The 19,766-nt window shown below is 66.0% G+C and carries 19 protein-coding genes; 8 read left to right on the top strand and 11 right to left on the bottom strand.

All coding sequences use genetic code 11. The annotated features are described in order from the left end of the window. Nucleotides 1-14: 14 nt before the first annotated feature. Entirely contained in the window at nucleotides 15-1,325 is a 1,311-nt protein-coding gene (locus tag EV641_RS09545; protein ID WP_199233195.1) for a D-arabinono-1,4-lactone oxidase, read from the bottom strand. A 69-nt stretch (nucleotides 1,326-1,394) separates the two neighbouring features. Here EV641_RS09545 and EV641_RS09550 point away from each other — a divergent pair, with 69 nt between their 5' ends. From EV641_RS09550 to EV641_RS09560, 3 genes are read left to right on the top strand one after another with little or no spacing between them, the layout of a single operon-like run. After that, nucleotides 1,395-2,036: a TetR/AcrR family transcriptional regulator gene (locus tag EV641_RS09550; protein WP_132471611.1), complete on the top strand. Its 642-nt coding sequence runs from the start codon at nucleotides 1,395-1,397 to the stop codon at nucleotides 2,034-2,036. A gap of 34 nt (nucleotides 2,037-2,070) precedes the next feature. Further along, a complete protein-coding gene (locus EV641_RS09555; RefSeq protein ID WP_132471612.1) occupies nucleotides 2,071-3,294 on the top strand; it encodes an amino acid deaminase/aldolase in 1,224 nt (407 codons plus the stop codon). Nucleotides 3,295-3,326: 32 nt separating this feature from the next. Then, the gene (locus EV641_RS09560) at nucleotides 3,327-3,962 is read left to right on the top strand and encodes an alpha/beta fold hydrolase (protein WP_054715318.1); all 636 of its coding nucleotides are present in this window, start codon (nucleotides 3,327-3,329) and stop codon (nucleotides 3,960-3,962) included. A gap of 80 nt (nucleotides 3,963-4,042) precedes the next feature. Here the strand turns inward: EV641_RS09560 and EV641_RS09565 are convergent, their stop codons facing one another. The 3 genes from EV641_RS09565 to EV641_RS09575 all read right to left on the bottom strand — a co-directional run bounded on the left by EV641_RS09565 (nucleotide 4,043) and on the right by EV641_RS09575 (nucleotide 7,967). Next, nucleotides 4,043-5,845, bottom strand: coding sequence for a long-chain fatty acid--CoA ligase (locus tag EV641_RS09565; RefSeq protein WP_132471613.1), 1,803 nt, complete (start codon nucleotides 5,843-5,845; stop codon nucleotides 4,043-4,045). A gap of 93 nt (nucleotides 5,846-5,938) precedes the next feature. After that, nucleotides 5,939-6,661 carry a phosphoribosyltransferase family protein gene (locus tag EV641_RS09570; RefSeq protein ID WP_132471614.1) on the bottom strand — a complete coding sequence of 241 codons (723 nt, stop codon included), beginning with the start codon at nucleotides 6,659-6,661 and terminating at the stop codon, nucleotides 5,939-5,941. Nucleotides 6,662-6,692: 31 nt separating this feature from the next. Next, complete coding sequence (locus EV641_RS09575; RefSeq protein WP_132471615.1) at nucleotides 6,693-7,967, bottom strand: TrpB-like pyridoxal phosphate-dependent enzyme; 1,275 nt, start codon at nucleotides 7,965-7,967, stop codon at nucleotides 6,693-6,695. Between the two features lie 200 nt (nucleotides 7,968-8,167). On the opposite strand from EV641_RS09575, the gene EV641_RS09580 reads away from it, so the two are divergent. Next, the gene (locus EV641_RS09580; protein WP_132471616.1) at nucleotides 8,168-10,045 is read left to right on the top strand and encodes a DEAD/DEAH box helicase; all 1,878 of its coding nucleotides are present in this window, start codon (nucleotides 8,168-8,170) and stop codon (nucleotides 10,043-10,045) included. Nucleotides 10,046-10,066: 21 nt separating this feature from the next. Here EV641_RS09580 and EV641_RS09585 read toward each other — a convergent pair whose 3' ends face one another. From EV641_RS09585 to EV641_RS09595, 3 genes are all read right to left on the bottom strand, one after another. Beyond that, nucleotides 10,067-10,588, bottom strand: a complete 522-nt coding sequence (locus tag EV641_RS09585; RefSeq protein ID WP_054718533.1) for a DUF664 domain-containing protein — start codon at nucleotides 10,586-10,588, stop codon at nucleotides 10,067-10,069. Continuing rightward, a complete protein-coding gene (locus tag EV641_RS09590) occupies nucleotides 10,585-12,486 on the bottom strand; it encodes an ABC transporter ATP-binding protein (RefSeq protein ID WP_132471617.1) in 1,902 nt (633 codons plus the stop codon). The genes EV641_RS09585 and EV641_RS09590 overlap by 4 nt, the downstream gene beginning before the upstream one ends. An 80-nt stretch (nucleotides 12,487-12,566) precedes the next feature. Continuing rightward, nucleotides 12,567-13,145 carry a hypothetical protein gene (locus EV641_RS09595; RefSeq protein WP_054718536.1) on the bottom strand — a complete coding sequence of 193 codons (579 nt, stop codon included), beginning with the start codon at nucleotides 13,143-13,145 and terminating at the stop codon, nucleotides 12,567-12,569. A 109-nt stretch (nucleotides 13,146-13,254) separates the two neighbouring features. Here EV641_RS09595 and EV641_RS09600 point away from each other — a divergent pair, with 109 nt between their 5' ends. From EV641_RS09600 to EV641_RS09610, 3 genes are read left to right on the top strand one after another with little or no spacing between them, the layout of a single operon-like run. Continuing rightward, nucleotides 13,255-13,986, top strand: coding sequence for an ABC transporter ATP-binding protein (locus tag EV641_RS09600; RefSeq protein ID WP_054718539.1), 732 nt, complete (start codon nucleotides 13,255-13,257; stop codon nucleotides 13,984-13,986). 2 nt (nucleotides 13,987-13,988) lie between these two features. Continuing rightward, a complete protein-coding gene (locus tag EV641_RS09605; protein WP_132471618.1) occupies nucleotides 13,989-14,744 on the top strand; it encodes an ABC transporter permease in 756 nt (251 codons plus the stop codon). Continuing rightward, the gene (locus EV641_RS09610) at nucleotides 14,741-15,385 is read left to right on the top strand and encodes a TetR family transcriptional regulator (protein WP_132471619.1); all 645 of its coding nucleotides are present in this window, start codon (nucleotides 14,741-14,743) and stop codon (nucleotides 15,383-15,385) included. The genes EV641_RS09605 and EV641_RS09610 overlap by 4 nt, the downstream gene beginning before the upstream one ends. Here the strand turns inward: EV641_RS09610 and EV641_RS09615 are convergent. After that, on the bottom strand, nucleotides 15,364-16,089 hold the full coding sequence (locus tag EV641_RS09615) for an SDR family NAD(P)-dependent oxidoreductase (protein ID WP_132471620.1): 726 nt from the start codon (nucleotides 16,087-16,089) through the stop codon (nucleotides 15,364-15,366). The genes EV641_RS09610 and EV641_RS09615 overlap by 22 nt on opposite strands. A gap of 101 nt (nucleotides 16,090-16,190) precedes the next feature. On the opposite strand from EV641_RS09615, the gene EV641_RS09620 reads away from it, so the two are divergent. Next, complete coding sequence (locus tag EV641_RS09620; RefSeq protein WP_241996996.1) at nucleotides 16,191-17,054, top strand: helix-turn-helix transcriptional regulator; 864 nt, start codon at nucleotides 16,191-16,193, stop codon at nucleotides 17,052-17,054. On the opposite strand, the gene EV641_RS09625 is transcribed toward EV641_RS09620, so the two are convergent. The 3 genes from EV641_RS09625 to EV641_RS09635 form a co-directional block, all read right to left on the bottom strand. Next, nucleotides 17,033-17,401, bottom strand: a complete 369-nt coding sequence (locus EV641_RS09625) for a VOC family protein (RefSeq protein ID WP_054719078.1) — start codon at nucleotides 17,399-17,401, stop codon at nucleotides 17,033-17,035. The two genes, EV641_RS09620 and EV641_RS09625, sit on opposite strands and share 22 nt — an antisense overlap. Nucleotides 17,402-17,469: 68 nt before the next feature. Further along, a complete protein-coding gene (locus tag EV641_RS09630; protein ID WP_054719074.1) occupies nucleotides 17,470-18,240 on the bottom strand; it encodes a deoxyribonuclease IV in 771 nt (256 codons plus the stop codon). Between the two features lie 39 nt (nucleotides 18,241-18,279). Then, nucleotides 18,280-18,888: a hypothetical protein gene (locus tag EV641_RS09635; RefSeq protein ID WP_054719072.1), complete on the bottom strand. Its 609-nt coding sequence runs from the start codon at nucleotides 18,886-18,888 to the stop codon at nucleotides 18,280-18,282. Between the last annotated feature and the right edge of the window lie 878 nt (nucleotides 18,889-19,766).

A 19,766-nucleotide genomic window follows, 5' to 3' on the forward strand; every position in this document is an offset into this window, starting at 1 on the left:
TCCGATCCGGACCCTTACTCGCCGAGTACGCGCTGCAGGTAGGCGTTGTCGAACACGCGCCGTGGATCGACACGGTTGCGCACCGCGAGGACGTCGTCGAATCGGGGATACGCCGTGCTCAGTTCGGCGGCGGTGAGGCCATGGAGCTTTCCCCAGTGTGGGCGTCCGCCGACGGACCGTGCGATGGCCTCGACTGCCGAGAAGTACTCGCGATGCTCGCCCCGGTGGAACTGGTGTACCGCCACATAGGCGGTGTCGCGTCCGTGGGCGGTTGACAACCAGACATCGTCCGCGGCTGCGAATCGCACCTCGATCGGGAATCCGATCCGCACGTCGGAGCGGCTCAGCCATGTCGCGATCTCGCCCAGGACCGTGGGTAGCGCGTCTACCGGTATCGCGTACTCCATCTCCTTGAACCGCACACGCCGCTTCGACGCGAACACACGGTGGCTGCGATCGGTGTACGTGCGTTCCGACAGCGCACGCGACGACACTGAGTTGAGTCCGGGGATCAATGCGGGCACCCGGGTGCCCAGGTGCTGGAACGCATTGAACACGCCGTTGGAGAGGATCTCGTCGTCGACGAATCCCCGAATCCGACCGACGGGGTCGACCGGCGCGGCACCGGGCAGCCGGGTGTTGGTCTTGGTGAGCACGCCCTCGGTGTGGGGGAACCAGTAGAACTCGAAATGGTCGGCGCGGAGCCGGTCGTCGAGGCCGTCGAGTGTGTCACTCAGCGAGGCCGGCGCCTCGTGGGCGCGCAGCCGGAATGCGGAGACGCAGTCGAACGTCACGCTCGAGAGAACGCCGAAGGCGCCCACCCCGAGCCGCGAGACCTCGAACAGTTCGGGTTCGTGGTCGGGGGAGCACTCGACGACCGATCCGTCGGCGAGCACCGTCGTCACTGCACGAACCTGTGCTGCGAGGCCGGTGAAACCCGCTCCGGTTCCGTGGGTTCCGGTGGAAATCGCTCCGGCGACGGACTGGACGTCGATGTCGCCGAGGTTGGGTAGCGCGAGACCGAGTGCCCACAGTTGGTCGCTCAGGTCGTGCAGGCGCGTCCCCGCCTGCACGCTCACGAGTGCACCGGTCGCCGTGGGCAACACGGTCTCGATCCCCGTCATCCGGTCGAGTGAGAGCAGAACTCCGTCGGTGACGGCGACGCCGGTGAACGAATGGCCCGCGCCGACGGCCTTGACGTGTCGGCCCTGTTCGGCGGCGCGCGCGACCACTGTTGCGAGTTCGCCCGTGCTTTCCGGTGTGTCGAATCGTCGGGGGCTCGAGTGCTCGTTTCGCGCCCAGTTGTGCCACGTCGCCATTCCCACATGATCGACCTGGACACGCGTTCAGGTCAATACACCGCTTCTGACCCCGTCGCGAACTACCATCGGGACATGTCGAACCGGTTACCTGCGGACGAGCGTCGAACCCAACTCGTCGAATCTGCACTGGAACTCGCCGAAGGCGGTGGCGTCGGCGCGGTCACCGTCCGGGCAGTTGCGGAGAACGCCGGAGTGTCGTTGGGGGTGGTGCACTACTGTTTCGACAGCAAGGAAGCCCTCGTCGTCGCGATGGCAGAGGCGTTGATTCAGCAGCTCGCCGACACCATGCGCACGGCGTTCGACATCCCCCACGACGAGCCCGCGCCGCAGGGCGTTCGCGGTCTGCGAGAACTGTTGTTCAAAGGGCTCAGTGCTGCGTGGCCGTCGATCGAGGCCACCGCCGGACGTCAACTCCTCACCTACGAGATCACCACCTACTCGCTTCGTCACCGCAATGAGGCCGCGCTCGGTGGTGACATAGCCCTGCAGCAGTACCGCATCATGGACGAACAGGCGCACGCGTTCCTGACGGCGTGTGCCGAACAGACCGGAACGACGTGGACGGAGCCGATCGAATGTGTGGCGCGCATCGCGCTCGCGCTCATCGACGGACTGACGCTGCGCTGGCTCGTCGACCGGGAAAGTGATTCGATCGTCAGCGAACTCGACGACATGGCAGCGATCATCGCATCCCGTGCCATCGGGAAACCCTGACACTCACCCCTGCACCACACTCACCCTCGCACCGATGGGATCACCCTTGAGCACTGCTGTACCCGGCAACACGGCTGTACCCGGCAACACGGCTGTTCTCGACCGCATCGATGCAGCGACGTCGGATCTGGATCCACCCTTCGCGGCATTGGACCTGACGACATTGCGGTCCAATGCGGACGATCTCGTCCATCGTGCGTCGGGCACCCCCGTCCGGGTCGCGAGTAAGTCGGTGCGCTGCCGAACCGTGCTCGAGGAGGTGCTCGGTTCCGGTCTCACCGCGCAGGGCGGGTTCCGCGGCATCATGGCGTATTCGTTGCGTGAGGCGCTCTGGCTCGTCGGGCGCGGTGCACGCGACATCTTGCTCGGGTATCCCACCGTCGACCGCGGGGGCCTCGCGGAACTCGCTGCCGACCCTGTCGCGCTCGGGTCGGTGACCCTGATGGTCGATGCGCCCGCGCAGCTGGATCTGATCCGAAATGCCTTGGGCACCGGAACTGTTCGCCCACGCGTGTGTCTCGACGTCGATGCGTCACTGCGTGTCGGACCGATCCACCTGGGGGTGCGGCGGTCACCGCTGCGCACCCCTGATCGAGCGGCCGAACTCGCGAGGCTCGCTGTGGCGGGCAGTTTCGACGTCGTCGGAATCATGTTCTACGAGGCGCAGATCGCGGGCCTGCCCGACTCGTCGCTGCCCGTGCGGATGGTCAAGAGAATATCGGCGCGGGAACTCGCGACACGGCGCGGCGACGTGGTCGACGCGGTCCGCGCCGTGGTCGGCGACCTCGAGATCGTCAACAGCGGCGGCACCGGATCACTCGAGGTGAGTGCGTCCGATCCGGTGGTCACCGAGGTCACCGCCGGATCGGGGCTGTACGTACCGACCTTGTTCGACGCCTACGACTCGTTCACGCCGAATCCTTCGTTGTTCTTCGCGTTGTCCGCAGTGCGCAAACCCGCGCCGTCGATCACCACTCTGTTCGGCGGCGGGTACATCGCGTCGGGACCGCCGGGTGCGGCCCGTGTTCCCCGGCCGGTCCGGCCCGCAGGACTGAAGCTTCTGCGCAACGAGGGAGCGGGGGAGGTGCAGACCCCGGTGCGCGGCCGAGCCGCTTCGGATGTCCCGATCGGTGGACGTGTGTGGTTCAGACATGCGAAGGCGGGGGAGCTGTGCGAGAGATTCGCGCAGATCCACGTCGTCGAGGCCGGTGCTCGCACTGCCGTTCCCACCTACCGAGGTGAAGGGCACTGCTGGTGAACGCTCGGTGGCGGTGAGCGGATAATGCACCCATGCCGTTCTTCGACGGGGCCGCAGGCCGCATCCACTACCGCAGCTGGAACACCGACGCGACTTCGGTCGGGGTCGTCTTCGCCCACGGCATCAGGCAGCACACCGGCAATTACCACCGATTCGCCGCGGGTCTCGGCGCTCGCGGTATCGCACTGTGGGGCATCGACCTGGCCGGGCACGGATTGTCGGAGGGCGAACCCGATGCCCCCGGGTCCGTCGAGTCCCACGCGGCCGATCTGTCCGCGTTGACCGCGATCGCGGAGGACGCGGGGGTCCCGCTTGTGCTGATGGGGCATTCGCTCGGAGCAGCGTCTGCGCTCGCGCTCCTGCGCACCGACACCGACCGTTTCGGGGCCGCGGTTCTGTGTGGGACCCCGCGATCGGCGACACGCCCCGAGTTCGCTCGGGCACTGGCGGAATCCCGCCTGCCCGTCCTTGCCGTGCACGGAATCGATGATCGGCTCGCCCCCGTGGAACCGGTGCGGGCGTGGGCCGCGGAGGTACCGAACCTGCAGCTCGACGAGTACCCCGATGCGGGGCACGATCTGCTCCACGAGCCGGTCCATCGTGCAGTCACCCGGGACATCGCAGAATTCGTCCTCGAGGTCACCGCCCGACGCCGACCGCTTCCCTGAGCGAGCGAAAGTGCCGTTCATCTCGACCAGGCGAGTGAACGGCACTTTCGCTCAGTGGTGCTCGGGACAGGGCAGACGGGTCAGGAGTAGAGCGCCTCGATAGCCGCCCCGTGCTTGTCGTGGATGATGTTGCGCTTGAGCTTGAGCGTCGGGGTGAGCTCGCCGGTCTCGATCGAGAAGTCGGTCTCGAGGATGCGGTACTTCTTGATGGCCTCGGCCTTCGACACCTTGGCGTTCGTGGCTGCCACGGCCGAATCGATCTCCGCGATCAGGTCGGGGTTCTTGATCAGATCTGCGATCGTGCTGTCCGCGGGCAGACTGTGGCGCTCGAGCCAGCCCGGGAGGGTTTCCGCGTCGATGGTGATGAGCGCACCGATGAACGGCTTCGCATCGCCGACGACGAGGACCTGGCTGATCAGCGGATGCGCACGCAGGGAATCCTCGAGGATCGCGGGCGCGACGTTCTTGCCGCCGGCGGTGACGAGCAGTTCCTTCTTACGTCCGGTGATCGCGATGAACCCCTCGGCGTCGATCGTTCCGATGTCGCCGGTGTGGAACCAGCCGTCGCGGATCGAGTCGGCGGTGGCCGCGTCGTTCTGCCAGTAGCCGTCGAACACCACAGGACCCTTGAGAAGCAGTTCGCCGTCCTCGGCGATCTTCGCGGTGTGCCCGTTGAGGGGACGCCCGACGGTGCCGACCTTCTGATTCTCCGGGGTGTTCATGACGATGCCGCCGGTGGTCTCGGTGAGACCGTAGCCTTCGTACACCGTCACTCCGATACCGCGGAAGAAGTGACCGAGACGCGCACCGAGTGCAGCGCCGCCCGACACGGCCCGGGTCGCGTTTCCGCCGAGAGCATCGCGCAGCTTACCGTAGACGAGCTTGTCGAACAGCGCGTGCTTGGCCTTGAGAACGAGGCCCGGACCGCCCGCTTCGAGTGCCTTGCTGTACTCGATCGCGGTGTCGGCTGCCTTGTCGAAGATCTTGCCCTTGCCGCCGTCGTACGCCTTCTGCTTGGCGGAGTTGTAGACCTTCTCGAACACGCGCGGAACCGAGAGGATGAAGTTGGGCTTGAACGCGGCGAACTGGTCGAGCAGGGTGGTCAGATCCGAGGTGTGACCCACAGTGACCTTGTGATCGAACGACGCGAAGGAGATGAGCCGGGCGAACACGTGAGCGAGTGGCAGGAACAGCAGCGTGCGCTGACCGGCCTCCATCGAGTCGGGTAGCCCCAGCTGGGCGGCGGTGGACTCGGCGTAGAAGTGGCGATGCTTGAGCTGCACGCCCTTGGGCCGGCCGGTGGTGCCCGAGGTGTAGATGAGGGTGGCGGCGGATTCCGCATTCACCTGGTTGCGGCGTTCCTCGACCTGCTCGTCGGTGACCGCCGCGCCGCGTGCGGTGAGTTCCTCGATTGCACCCTTGGCGCCCGAGGCCGGATCGATCTGCAGGAGCTCGCGCACGGTCGGTGCGGCCTCGGCGACCTCACGGACGATGTCGGCCTGCTCGGTGTTCTCGACGATGAGAAGGGATGTTCCCGAGTCCTCGAGGATCCACTTCGACTGGTCGGCCGCGGAGGTCTCGTAGATCGCGACCGTGGCACCGCCTGCGGTCCAGATCGCGTAGTCCAGCAGAACCCATTCGTAGCGGGTGCTCGAGAGGATCGCGACGCGGTCGCCCAGCTCGACCCCGGATGCCATCAGGCCCTTCGCCACGGCGCGGACCTCGGCGGCGAACTGGACTGCCGTGACCGGTACCCACTCGCCGTCGATGAGGCGTTCGAATGGCACGAAGTCGGGAGACTCCTTTTCGTGCCGGAACACCGAATCTGCCATCGACACGTCGTCCGGAATCGCGAACGACTGCGGAACGGCAATCTCACCCATCTGTGACCCCTCCATCTTTTTGAAACTTGCGGTGTGCATTGCATCACAAAGCGTTCGCTTCCGCACCACCCGGGCTGCCGGTTTTGGGAAGTTTCAGGGTCCATTGTGCGTGATCTGCGACACGAAAGCTACCCGCAGGTAGCTTGAGGGGTCGCTCGACGCTCTTACGTGCTGTCGCGCAGGATGCCTGTCGCGCAGGATGCCTGCGGCTTCGTCGTCGCTCAGCTGATGGAAGTCGGAATAGGCCGCCCCTACGGAGTCGTAGCCCGGGGGTGTCCACGGGCAGATCACTTCGTCCGCATCCCGAGCGACCCGGCTCGAGGCCTCGGGGGAGGCGATCGGAACCGCGAGCACCACTCGCGTGGCACCGGCAGCGCGTGCGGCCAGGCATGCGACCGCTGCGGTCGCCCCGGTTGCCATCCCGTCGTCGACGATCACGGCGGTGCGCCCGCTCAGTGCGACACGTTCGCGACCGGAACGCAGCAGGGCGCCACGACGTTCCAGCTCGACCTGCTCGTGTGCCTGAACGTGTTCGATGGACTCGGCGCCGATCCTGGAGATCCGGATCACCTCGTCGTTGAGAACCCGGATGCCGCCCTCGGCGATCGCGCCCATCGCAAGCTCGGGATGCCAGGGCACCCCGAGCTTGCGGACGACGAGGACATCGAGCGGAGCACCGAGAGCGCGGGCGACTTCGCGGGCCACCGGAAGCCCACCGCGGGGCAACGCGAGAACGACGTTGTCCGCTCCACGGAGATGCTCGACCGAGCGGGCGAGCCGCCGACCGGCCTCTTCACGCGAGGAGTACCGCCGCACTACCCCAGTATGGACTCGGCGCGGGATGAAATCAGCCCAGCTCGCCGGACAGATAGGAGTGATACGCCGGGAGGTCGAGCTGGCCGTGCCCGGACAGACCGATCACGATGACCTCGGGCTCGGACAGGCTGCGCGCGTACTCGGCGGCCGCGGCGATCGCGTGCGACGACTCGGGCGCGGGAACGATGCCTTCGGCGCGGGCGAAGGTCACGGCGGCCGCGAAGGCGTCGGTCTGTTCGACGGCCTGCCCGCGGACGTAACCGAGTTCGACGGTGTGGCTGAGCAGCGGAGCCATTCCGTGGTACCGCAGCCCGCCCGCGTGGATCGGATCCGGGATGAAGTCCTGGCCCAGCGTGTGCATCTTCAGCAGCGGGGTCAGACCCACGATGTCGCCGTGGTCGTAGCGGTACTCACCCTGGGTGATGGACGGGCAGGCCGCGGGCTCGACCGCGACGATGCGGGTGTCAGCGCGGTCGCGGAGGACCTCCCGGATGAACGGAAACGCCAGACCGGCGAGGTTGGAGCCACCCCCGGCGCAACCGAACACGACGTCGGCCTGCGTCTCACCTGCAGCACGGAGTTGGTCGACCGCCTCGAGGCCGATGACCGTCTGGTGCAGCACGACGTGGTTGAGCACGCTCCCGAGCGTGTAGCGGGCGGCGGCGTCCCCGATGGCGACCTCGACCGCCTCGGACACTGCGATGCCGAGGGAACCGGGCGTGTCCGGCAGTTCCGCGAGGACCTTGCGTCCCGCTTCGGTCAGCTCGGACGGACTCGGGTGTACGGTGCCGCCGTATGTCTCGATGAGGAACCGGCGGTAAGGCTTCGAATCGTACGACGCGCGCACCTGCCACACCTCGAGGTCGATGCCGAACTTGGCGCATGCGAACGCGAGGGCCGAGCCCCACTGGCCGGCACCCGTCTCCGTCGTCAGCTTCGCGACGCCGTCGATGGAGTTGTAGTAGGCCTGCGCGACCGCCGAGTTGACCTTGTGGCTACCGACCGGGCTCACACCTTCGTACTTGACGTAGATGCGGGCGGGTGTGGCGAGTGCCTTCTCGAACGATCGGGCGCGGATCAGCGGGGTCGTACGGTACGTTCCGTACACCTCGCGGATCGGCTCGGGGATCTCGATGTCCGTCTCGGTCGAAAGCTCCTGCTCGATCAGGCCGGAGGCGAACAGCGGAGCGAGGTCGTCCGCAGCGATCGGTTCCCGGGTGCCAGGGTGCAGGTGCGGCGGCGGAGCAACCGGTAGATCCCCGGCGATGTTGTACCAGTGGGTGGGGACGGCGATCGAATCCGACACGATGGCGACTCTTCTCTCTCGGCGCGGTGCTGTTTCCGAGCGGCGACGGTGGGCGCGCTCCACTTGTTCTACCAGCGGGTAGAGTCGCAGATCGAGGGGACTCATGAGTGCCGACACACGACTGTTCGGGGCGTGTTTCGGCACACTCTTGCGTGGGTGTGGCGCGGAATCGCCGAGCGATCCGATAAACTGCTGGTCAAATGAGTGAAATTCAAGACGCCCCCGACCAGGAGACCGCATCCCTCACGTTTGCCGATCTCGACATCGACGACCGTGTGCTGAAGGCTCTTTCGGACGTGGGTTATGAGTCCCCGTCGCCGATCCAGGCGGCAACCATCCCACCACTGCTGGAGGGTCGGGACGTCGTCGGTCTCGCTCAGACCGGCACCGGCAAGACTGCCGCGTTCGCAGTGCCCATCCTCTCCCGGATCGACACCTCGAAGAAGCGGCCCCAGGCGCTCGTGCTTGCGCCCACCCGAGAACTCGCGCTGCAGGTCGCGGAGGCTTTCGGTAAGTATTCGTCGCACATCCCGGGCCTGCATGTGTTGCCCATCTACGGCGGTCAGGCCTACGGTGTCCAGCTCTCCGGGCTGCGCCGCGGTGCTCAGGTCATCGTCGGCACTCCCGGACGTGTGATCGATCACCTTTCCAAGGGCACCCTCGACATCTCGGAGCTCGAGTTCCTCGTCCTCGACGAGGCCGACGAGATGCTCACGATGGGCTTCCAGGAAGATGTCGAGCGGATCCTTGCCGACACCCCCGACACCAAGCAGGTCGCGTTGTTCTCGGCGACGATGCCCGGCGCAATTCGCCGGCTGTCGAAGCAGTACCTGAACAACCCGCAGGAGATCACGGTCAAGTCGAAGACCACGACCTCCTCCAACACCACCCAGCGCTGGGTGCTCGTGTCGCACCAGCGCAAGCTCGATGCGTTGACGCGGATCCTCGAGGTCGAGTCGTTCGAGGCGATGATCATCTTCGTTCGAACGAAGCAGGCCACCGAAGATCTGGCAGAACGGCTCCGTGCCCGAGGCTTCTCCGCCGCGGCCATCAACGGCGACATCGTGCAGGCGCAACGTGAGCGGACCATCGGTCAGCTCAAGAGCGGAGCGCTCGACATTCTGGTCGCGACCGACGTCGCGGCCCGCGGACTCGACGTGGAACGCATCAGCCACGTCGTCAACTACGACATCCCCCACGACACCGAGTCGTATGTGCACCGCATCGGCCGGACCGGTCGCGCGGGACGCAGCGGCGACGCACTGCTGTTCGTGGCGCCGCGCGAGCGGCACCTGCTCAAGGCGATCGAACGGGCCACCCGCCAGCCGGTCACCGAGATCCAGCTACCCAGCGTCGACGATGTCAACGCACAGCGTGTGGCCAAGTTCAACGACTCGATCACCGAGGCGCTGACATCCGAGCACCTGCAACTGTTCCGCACGTTCATCGAGGACTACGAGCGCGAACACGATGTTCCGCTCGCCGACATCGCGGCCGCGCTGGCCGTGCTGTCGCGCGATGGCGATTCGTTCCTCATGGAGGAACAGCCGGAGCCCGTCGCCCCGGCTCGCCGCGAGCGTGAACCCCGCGAGCGTCCGCCCCGCCGTTTCGACGACGGGCCGAAGGTCGGTCGCGACGGCCAGGAGATGGCGACCTACCGCATCGCGGTGGGCAAGCGCCATCGCGTGCAGCCGGGCGCGATCGTCGGTGCGATCGCCAACGAAGGCGGCCTGCGCCGCGGCGACTTCGGGCATATCAGCATCCGCGCCGACCACAGTCTCGTCGAGCTCCCCAAGGACCTGCCGCAGCAGGCCCTCGAGGCGCTGCGCGCCACCCGGATCTCCGGTGTGCTGATCCAGCTTCAGCGCGACGCCGGTGCACCGGGCGGACGTCCCTCGTCGTACCGCGGCGGCGGTGATCGCGGTGGCGATCGTCGAGGTGGAGACCGACGCGGAGGCGACCGCGGAGACCGCGGTGGCGATCGTCGCGGTGGCCGCAAGGACTACGGCAGCAGCGGCGACTTCACTCACCGGAGTGATCGCAGCGACCGCGGTGGTCGCGGCGGCTATCGCGACTGAAAGTCGTTCACAGGGTATCGATCACGGCGCCTCCGCCAGAACATCGGCGGTGGCGCCGTCGATCGATTCCCGGATGATGTCGGCGTGGCCGGCATGCCGGGCCCACTCCTCGACTTGGTGCAGGACCAGGAACCGCACGGTGAACGGCACGCCCTGATCGAGCCAGACTGCGGCCCCCGCGGGAATGTCGACGACGCGGTCGAGGTCGGGTTCCGCGCGCAGCCTCGCCGCGAAACGACCGGCTGTGGCATCGAGGCGCGCGACCTGGTCGGCGACGGACTCTTCGTCGTCGACCTCCCATCCGGCCATCCACGCGGCGACCGGGTCGGAGGTGCGGCTCTGCTCACCGGAGATCCGGTTGATGGTCGCTTCGAGACCGTCGATCAGGTGGTTGAGCAGCGCCGCCAAGCTCATCGCCGACGCGCTCGGGATACTGCGCGCCTGTTCCGCTGTCAGACCGGACAACGATCGGCGTAGTCCGGCGAACTGGTTTGCGAGGATCGTCAGCAGCAGTTCGGTTTCTCGGTCGGTCTGTGTCGTCATGCCTGAAGTATCGGCGCATTCGCGGACGACTTCGGTCCGGAATCTGCGAATTGGGTGCGATACAGCTCGGCGTAGCGTCCTCCGGCCGCGAGCAACTCCTGGTGCCCGCCGCGTTCGACGATGCGCCCGGCCTCGACCACGAGAATCTGATCGGCCGCCCGAATCGTCGACAAGCGGTGCGCGATCACGACCGATGTGCGCCCTGCGAGTGCCTCGGTGAGTGCTTCCTGCACGGCGGCTTCGGACGTCGAATCCAGATGCGCGGTCGCTTCGTCGAGGATCACCACACGCGGTTGTGCCAGCAGCAGACGCGCGATGGTCAATCGCTGACGCTCACCACCCGACAGGCGGTAGCCGCGTTCGCCGACGACCGTGTCGAGACCACTCGGCAGGCTCCGGATGAGTTCGTCGAGCCGGGCGCGGCGCAGTGCGTCCCATACCTGCTCCTCGGTGGCCTCGGGCCGGGCCAGCAGCAGATTCCCGCGAACCGTGTCGTGGAACAGGTGGCCGTCCTGCGTCACGAGGCCGACCGTCTCCCGTATCGAATCCGCAGTCAAGGTTCGCACGTCCGTGTCGCTGAGCAGTACGGTTCCCGTATCGACGTCGTACAACCGCGGAATCAGCTGCGCAATAGTGGATTTCCCCGCTCCCGAGGATCCGACGAGTGCGACCATCTCGCCCGGCTCGACGCGGAACGACACGTCGTGCAGCACCGTCTCGCCGCCGCGCGAGTCGAGCACCGCGACCTCCTCGAGCGATGCGAGCGACACCTTGTCGGCCGACGGATAGGCGAAACCCACATCGCGCACCTCCACTGCGACCGGGCCGTCCGGAACGGGTTCCGCGTCGGGGATCTCGCGGATCAGTGGTGTGAGGTCGAGGATTTCGAAGACCCGCTCGAAGCTCACCAGCGCACTCATCACGTCCATCCGCGCGCTGGCCAGCGCGGTCAGGGGAGAGTACAGGCGGGTGAGCAACATCGCCATCGCCACGACCGAACCCGGATCGAGCTGTCCACGTAGCGCGTAGAAGCCGCCGAGTCCGTAGACCAGTGCGAGCGCGAGCGCAGAGACGAGCGTCAGGGCGGTCACGAACACGGTCTGGAGCATCGCGGTGCGAACACCGATGTTGCGGACGCGTCGTGCGCGCACCGCGAACTCGGACGATTCGTGGGCGGGGCGTCCGAACAGCTTGACCAGCGTCGCGCCGGGTGCCGAGAATCGCTCGGTCATCTGTGTGTTCATCACCGAATTGTGGTTGGCCGCTTCGCGGCTCAGCTGAGCGAGCTTCGCGCCCATCGTGCGTGCGGGAATGATGAAGATCGGCAACAGCAGCAGCGCCAGCAGGGTGATCTGCCACGAGATGCCGAACATGACGACAAGAGTGATCACCAGCGTGACGACGTTTCCGGCGACACCCGACAGCGTGTCGCTGAACGCGCGCTGCGCACCTATCACGTCGTTGTTCAGTCGCGAGACCAGCGCACCGGTGCGAGTGCGGGTGAAGAACGCGATCGGCATGCGCTGCACATGATCGAAGACCGTTGTGCGCAGATCGAGAATCAGGTCTTCACCGATGCTGGACGACAGCCACCGATTGACGATGCCCAGACCTGCCTCGACCAGCGCGATCGCGGCAATGATGACCGCCAGCCATACGATGACCGACAGCGCTGCGTTGTCGACGATCGCGTCGATGACACGGCCGGCGAGGACCGGTGTCGCCACCCCGAGTGCTGCGATGAGCACACTCAGGATCAAGTACGCGATGATGTTGCGCCGATGTGGCCGCGCGAATGCGCCGATCCTGCGCATTGTTGCGCGCGAGAACGGGCGTCGGTCGCTCTCGGCGTGCATCGCGTTGTACATCGCGTTCCACGCCGTGACTTCCATGCTCATGGGTGAGCCCTCCTTGTGTCGCGCTCGACGTTAGAACCTCGAGCGCGCTCGAGGTCAAGCGTAGGCGCGGGGGAGAGCAGCTAGTTCGCCACGTCGATCACCAGGCGGGTGGGATCGGTGAGGGCAGAGACGGAGAACGGAGTCTCTGGGGCGGCCACTCCGATGAACGACTGGGTCACGCCCTCGAACACGCCCGAGCCGTTGACCTCCACCACCGAGCCGCCCGGCGACCCGAGAACCGGGTTGGGGCCCGAGTACGGCTCGACACCGCTGTCGAAAGGATACGCGGATCCGTCGATGAGCACCTGGATCACAGCGCTTCCCGCGAGCGGGATCTCGTTACCGCTGCCGTCCTGGACCGCCTCGTCGACATAGCCGACACGCCAGCCGGGCGTGCCCTCCCCGCCCAGTTCGTAGACGACGCGGTCGAAGCCGTCGTGCCTGCCGGTGCGGATATCGGTGACCGTGAGCTTCGCGCCGTCCCCCGCGGGAGAGACCTTGTCGGCTGTGTCGGTCGGGGTGGTCGCCGGAGCATCCGGCGACTCGACCTGCGTCTCGATGGACGCGGCGGGATCGGGTACGGGATCCCCGCTGGCGGTGCACCCCGCAAGAACCAACGCGGCGGCGGTGACGGCGAGGGCGTGACGGGTGCGAAGCATGCGCCTCATGATACGGCGTGACATCGCGGGATCGAGGGAGGCGCGATGGAGGTATTGACGCGGGCGGGCCCGGGTTGCACAATTCAACACTCGATGAATTGAGTGCGCCATGAATATCGCTTCCGAATCCTTCGCCGTCGACGTCCGTGATCTGCAGGTCCGCCGCGGCACCCACCGAGCGCTCGTAGATGTGAACGTGAAGGTCGCCCGCGGATCGATCACCGGGTTGCTCGGCCCCTCCGGTTGTGGAAAGACCACGCTGATGCGATCGATCGTCGGCACCCAGATCGTCGAATCCGGCAGTGTCACCGTGCTCGGGAAACCCGCCGGTTCCGCAGACCTACGCCGACGCGTCGGGTACGTCACCCAGGCGCCGAGCGTGTACCTCGACCTGTCGGTCACCGAGAACGTCTCCTACTTCGCTGCGCTCTACGGCCGACGAGGCTCCGCCGTCGCCGACACGATCGCCGCAGTGGGACTGACGGACCATGCACGCAATGCCGCGAGTGCTCTCTCGGGAGGCCAGCTCGGGCGCCTCTCACTCGCGTGTTCCCTCGTCGGAGACCCCGAGCTTCTCGTACTCGACGAGCCCACCGTCGGCCTCGATCCGGTCCTGCGTGCAGAACTGTGGGAACACTTCCGAACCCTGGCTGCGCGTGGCACCACACTCCTCGTCTCCAGCCACGTCATGGATGAGGCCGACCACTGCGACGAACTGGTCCTGCTCCGAGACGGCCGATTGATCGCGCAACTCACGCCGGGCGAACTGCGCGATCGGACCGGCGAGCCGAGCCTCGAAAACGCCTTCCTCCACCTGATCCGAACCTCGACGGGAGCATGATCATGAGCGCCGTCATCTATGCCTCCACCACCACCCGAATCCTTCGGCAGCTCAGATCCGACCACCGCACGGTCGCCATGATCGTGTTCGTGCCGAGCCTGCTGATGATCCTTCTGTACTTCATGTACCAGAACGCACCTGTCGGGCCGGGCGGCTTCTCGCTGTTCGATCGGATCGCCGTGACCATGCTCGGGATCCTGCCGTTCGTCGTGATGTTCCTGGTCACGTCCATTGCGATGCAGCGCGAGCGAAGCTCGGGCACGCTCGAGCGGCTCCTCACCACGCCGTTGACGAAACTCGACCTGCTTGCCGGATACGGCAGCGCGTTCTCCCTCGCAGCGGCACTTCAGGCCGGGCTTGCGTGCGCCGTGGCGTTCTGGCTGCTCGGCGTCACCAGCGCGGGGTCGGTGGCATGGGTGCTCGTGACGGCGGTGCTGGTCGCGGTACTCGGTGTGTCGCTGGGATTGTTGTGTAGCGCCTTCGCCCGCACCGAATTTCAAGCCGTGCAATTCATGCCGGTGCTCGTCATCCCGCAGTTCCTGCTGTGCGGTCTACTCGTTCCGCGCGATCAACTGCCGGACTGGCTGCGCTGGATCAGCAACGTGCTCCCGCTCAGCTATGCGGTGGAGGCGCTGCAGGAGATCACCCGGTACCCAGGGACCACCGCCGTCATGGTGCGTGACCTCGTCGTCGTTGCTGCTTTCGCCGCGGCAGCCCTTGCGTTCGGCGCTGCGACACTGCGCCGGCGGACGGAGTGACCACCGAATCGCCGGGCGCTCGGCGTCCGGGCCGACGCCCCGGCAACTCGGGTGCCCGCGAGTCGATCCTCGCCTCGGCGCGGGAGCTGTTTGCCTCCCATGGGTTCGACAAGACGACCGTGCGCGCCGTGGCGGCACGCGCAGGTGTGGATCCAGCGCTCGTGCACCACTACTTCGGCACGAAGATGGCGCTGTTCACCGCATCCATCGCGTTGCCCGTCGATCCTCGAGATGTTCTCGCGCCGGTGTACGAGACGCCGGTCGAGGAACTCGGTCACGCACTCGCCTCCGCACTGATCGGAGTGTGGGAGTCCCCGCACCGCGACGCGGCAGTGGCGATGTTCCGTGCACAGATCGCGGGCGGCGACACCGGGCTGATCCGGACGTTCCTGCTCGAGGTCGCGCTCGAACCACTCCTCGGCAGGATCGACATTCCCGAAGGCGCCGGCCGGTTGCGCGCCGAATTGGTGGCAACCCAGATGACAGGGGTGATGCTGGTGCGCTACGTCCTCGGGTTCGAGCCGTTGGCGTCGTTGCCGCCCGAGCAACTCATCGAGATCATCGCGCCGACAGTGCAGCGCTATCTCACCGGCGAGCTACCCGACGGCACCACGCCGGATCACCACGGCACGGGTCCGTGACGGTCGATGAACATCCCCGCCGGTGAATAGGCGGTACACGCCTCGACGATCGCGTCGGTGCCTTCCTCGACCGATTGGGTGCCGGAGAAACCGTTGAGCGCGGTGGCGGTGTAGCCAGGATCGGCAGCCACGACCCGAATACCTGGAAGTGCCTTGGCGTACATCGTGGTCACCATGTTCAAGGCCGCCTTCGACGACGGATACACCAGCCCGTGCAACGTCGATTCGATCCGTGCGGGATCGTTCGTCACGGCGAACGAACCCATTCCGCTCGATACCATCACCAACCGCGGCGACGGGGACTGCGCGAGCAGCGGCAGGAAGGCGTGGGTCACGCGGACCGGCCCGAGCAGGTTCACACCGAACACCGGAAGGAAATCGGTGGGGACGGTGTCGGCGGGTGCAGCGACACTGCCCGCGATACCGGCGTTGTTGACGAGGACATCGAGACCGGTGCCGGACTCCGACACCGCCCGGTAGGCGGCGGCGACGGAGTCGTCGCTCGTGACATCGAGTTCGACGACGCGGACGTGGGCGTCGGGGCTGTCGGCTCTGATCTTCCCCGCAACGTCGTGGCCGGCTTCGAGAGTGCGCACGCCCATCCAGACGGTGTGTCCGGAAGCGGCAAGACGACGGCAGGTTTCGGCGCCGAGGCCTCCGGTGGCGCCGGTGACGAGGACTGTGGATGCAATGTGAGTGGTCATGTCATCACGGTCGCCCGCTGGTTCGCGTTCTACCAGGGCCGGACGATCGTGGGATCGACCGTACTACCCATATGCCACGACAAGACGTCATGCTGGATTCCATGGCCATCAACCGCACCGAACTGGCGGCAGTGCTGCGACACGCTCGAGAACTGATCTCACCGGGTGAGGTCGGTCTGCCGTCAGGGGTGCACCGTCGCACCCCCGGGTTGCGCCGCGAGGAGGTGGCGATGCTCGCGGGCATCAGTGTCGACTACGTCGTCCGACTCGAACAGGGACGCGGATCGGTTCCGTCAGCGCAGGTCCTCGGAGCGCTGGCCAGGGCGCTACGACTCGATCTCGACGGACGCAACCAGTTGTTCCATCTGGCAGGTGTTGCGCCTCCCGGCCCGGGCGTGATCGACATGCACGTGCGGCCCAGTGTGCTGCGCCTGATCGACCGGTTCGCAGACCTGCCCGTCGTGGTGATGAGCGCGAAGGGTGATGTCCTCGCGTGGAACGCGATGGCCTCTGCGCTGCAGGGTGATTGGTCGGCGTTGCCACCGCATCGCCGGAATATCAACAGACTGCGGTTCCTCCCCGATCCAGCGGATCCTCGGATGAGCACGGTCGGTGCCACCGAAGAGGAATTCGAGGCGACGGCGCAGCAGTCGGTCGGGAGTCTTCGGTCGGCGGCTGCCCGGTACCCCGACGACACGGGCTCGAGCGCGCTCGTGCACGAACTACGGACCAAGTCGGCACACTTCGCCGAGTTGTGGGACAAGGGCACCGTCGGAGGGTGGCGGAACCACACGAAGACGGTGAATCATCCCGCGTTGGGTCCGATCGTTCTCGACTGCGACGCCTTGCACATCCCGGATGTCGACCAATCGGTCATCGTGTACTCGGCTGCACCCGGGACACACGCTGCGGAGTCGCTCGCGTTGCTACGTGTTCTGGGCGTTCACGAGTTGTCCTCCAGATAGACCAGTCCGTTGCCGTCGGGGTCGGCGAAGGAGAACATCGCCGGCACACCCTCCATCCGGATCGGATCGTCGTTGTGCAGGGTGGTCCCGGACGCGCGGATCGCGTCGTGTGCTGCCCGAGCGTCGGTGGTGCCCAAGCGGATCGCGACCGGGATCTCGCTGTCAGGCTCGAGGAGCAGCAGCGAGACGTCCGAACCGGGCGGTGCGACCTCGACCAGCCGTGCACCAGGCCAGATCTCGATGTCGGTGCGGAGTTCGCACCCCAGTACCTCGGTGTAGAACTTCAGGGCGGCATCCTGGTCGGTCACCGGAACCGACACACTCAGCACTGTCGTTGTCATGGTCATGCTCGGATAGACCGAACGGGAGACCGGAATTCATCACGGCGGCAGTCGCCGGATCGGGGAACCACCGCTCAGGAAGTCTGCTCACGCAGGTAGGCGATGTCGTCGGCGAGTCCGCCTGCGGGTGTCTCCAGGATCACCGGTGCATTCGCCTTCAACGCGACCTCGGCGAGCAACTGCGGGTCGATGGTGCCGTCGGCGAGATTCGCGTGGCGGTCGCGGGCCGAATCGAACTCGTCGCGAGAGTTGTTCAGATGCACGAGATCGATGCGACCGGTCAGTGCCCGCACCCGTTCGACGGCGTCGACGAGATCCTCACCCGCCGCCCACGCGTGGCACGTGTCGAGACAGAACCCGACGTCGTAGTCGCCGATCACATCCCACAACCGGCCGATGGCGTCGATGTAGCGGGCCATCGCGAAATCCCCGCCGGCGGTGTTCTCGACGAGGATCGGCACCGCGAACCCGCCCTTGTCCTCCTGCCGTTCGAACAGTTTGCGCCAGTTCTGGACGCCGGACGCCACGCTCTCGCCGTCGCGGACGTGCCCGCCGTGCACGACGAGGCCGAAGGCGCCGATCTTCGCCGCGGCGTCGGCGTGCTCGGCGACGGCTTTACGCGACGGCATACGAAGCCTGTTGTTCAGGCTCGCCACGTTGATGACGTACGGCGAGTGCACCACGACGTCGATCTCGGACGCGAGAATCTGCTCGGTCCGAGGATGCTCGCCCGGCGTGTGCCATTTCTGCGGGTCCGACAGGAACAGTTGCACCAGGTCTGCGCCGAGCCGTTCCCCCTGGCCGATGGGATCGTCGTCCTGCCGGACATGAGCACCTATCCTCATGCCTTCCAGGTTAGCGGCGAAATGGGGTGCGCCGAGTGACTACGCCTCGGGCTGTCCGACCGGGATGTCCGCACCGAGGTCACCCGCATCCTCGCCACTGTGGCCGCACGTGCAGCCCTCACCACAGCCGCCGCCCCCGCACGGTCCGGCGTACGAGGTGTCGTCGGCATCGCAGTCGAGGACACCACCGAATCGCGCTGCGAAGTCGTCGTCGAGATCGTGTGTGAGGTCGTGGATCTCGTCGATCAGGTTGATCAGATGCTGCGGCGCGAAGGGATCTGCGTCGAGGATTGTCGAGACGAGCAGGTGCCCGTCCTGGATGGTGAAGCGCAGACGCGCCCACTCGCTCGACAGGTCGGCAAGCTCATCGGCAGCCTTGGAGCGGTCGGCGAGATCACCGAGCAGCGACGACCAGATGTGCAGCTGCGGGCCGTCCTCCGCGACCGTCACGTACACACCGAACCCGTGGACGGGAATCGCGATGTCGCCGTCCTCGTCGGTCTCCGGTGCGCTGCCGAGCAGTTCGCTGAGCGCGCGGATCGCCAGGTCGCGGAGCTGCGTGTACTCCTCGGTTGCGACCGCCAGCGCGCCGTCGATACGGAGTGGTTCGGGAGCCGTCGTGTCCTGGCCGTGGTTGTGCTCGCTCATGCTGCCCTCGCTTGTGGTGCCTGCGGTCCGGGTGTCGGCTAGCCTAGCGTATTCACCATATGGGGTGCGATACGCGAGAACTGGGCAAGTCGCGGCTGGGAGACAAGCCGGTTCGGATTTCCCACTACCAACGAATACTCATTAGATGGCGGCTGGGCTCAAAATTTTCAGAGTGGAACAATTGACTGGCGCCCCGGCGACCCTATTACACCAGCGGACGTTGCACCGTCAAATCTTCCCCGTGAATCAGCCGATTACACCGACCCTGGGGGCGTGGACGCCTCGACCCAAGATCAAAGCGATTCACCCTCACCTCAAGATGTTCAGCCACTAGCCGAGGGTGACCCTGGAGAGACTGACCCGGACGGCGACCCTCTACCCGAGACGGGTTGCAGGATTATCGTTGCCAATCCCCACGATTCAAGGGCTCGTGCTAACGGTGCCCTACTGTATCCGAGGGAAATTCACACTCAGGTCAAATCTACTTGTCCTTCTGTCTCGGTTCCCGCCAGAAACCTTGCCAAAGCTGCCAGCTACCGACTTAGGTGGTGGGGTGTCCCTCAAATCCAGCCTCAGATCCCAAAGCCGGGAAAGACCATTGTCGATGGTGGAAATGCGGCTCAGAACATCAAAACTGCAAGGACCGTGAAAGTGGTATCAGCAGTTTCTTGTACGCCTGGACAGTACTTTCGCTGGATGACGATCGGAACCGGGGAGTACACCTTCCCGAATGGGCAAACCGATCGCAAGGCCGCGTACATGGACAATCCGCCGGGTGGTGAACAGGGTCACGTCAAAGTCGTCTTTCCGCTGGTGAGAACCAGTTCTATCGCATCCTGAATGCAGAGTTGATACCGTCGGCAGGCCGCAGCGATATT

This window comes from Rhodococcus sp. SMB37, from assembly GCF_004345605.1.
Lineage (GTDB): Bacteria > Actinomycetota > Actinomycetes > Mycobacteriales > Mycobacteriaceae > Rhodococcus.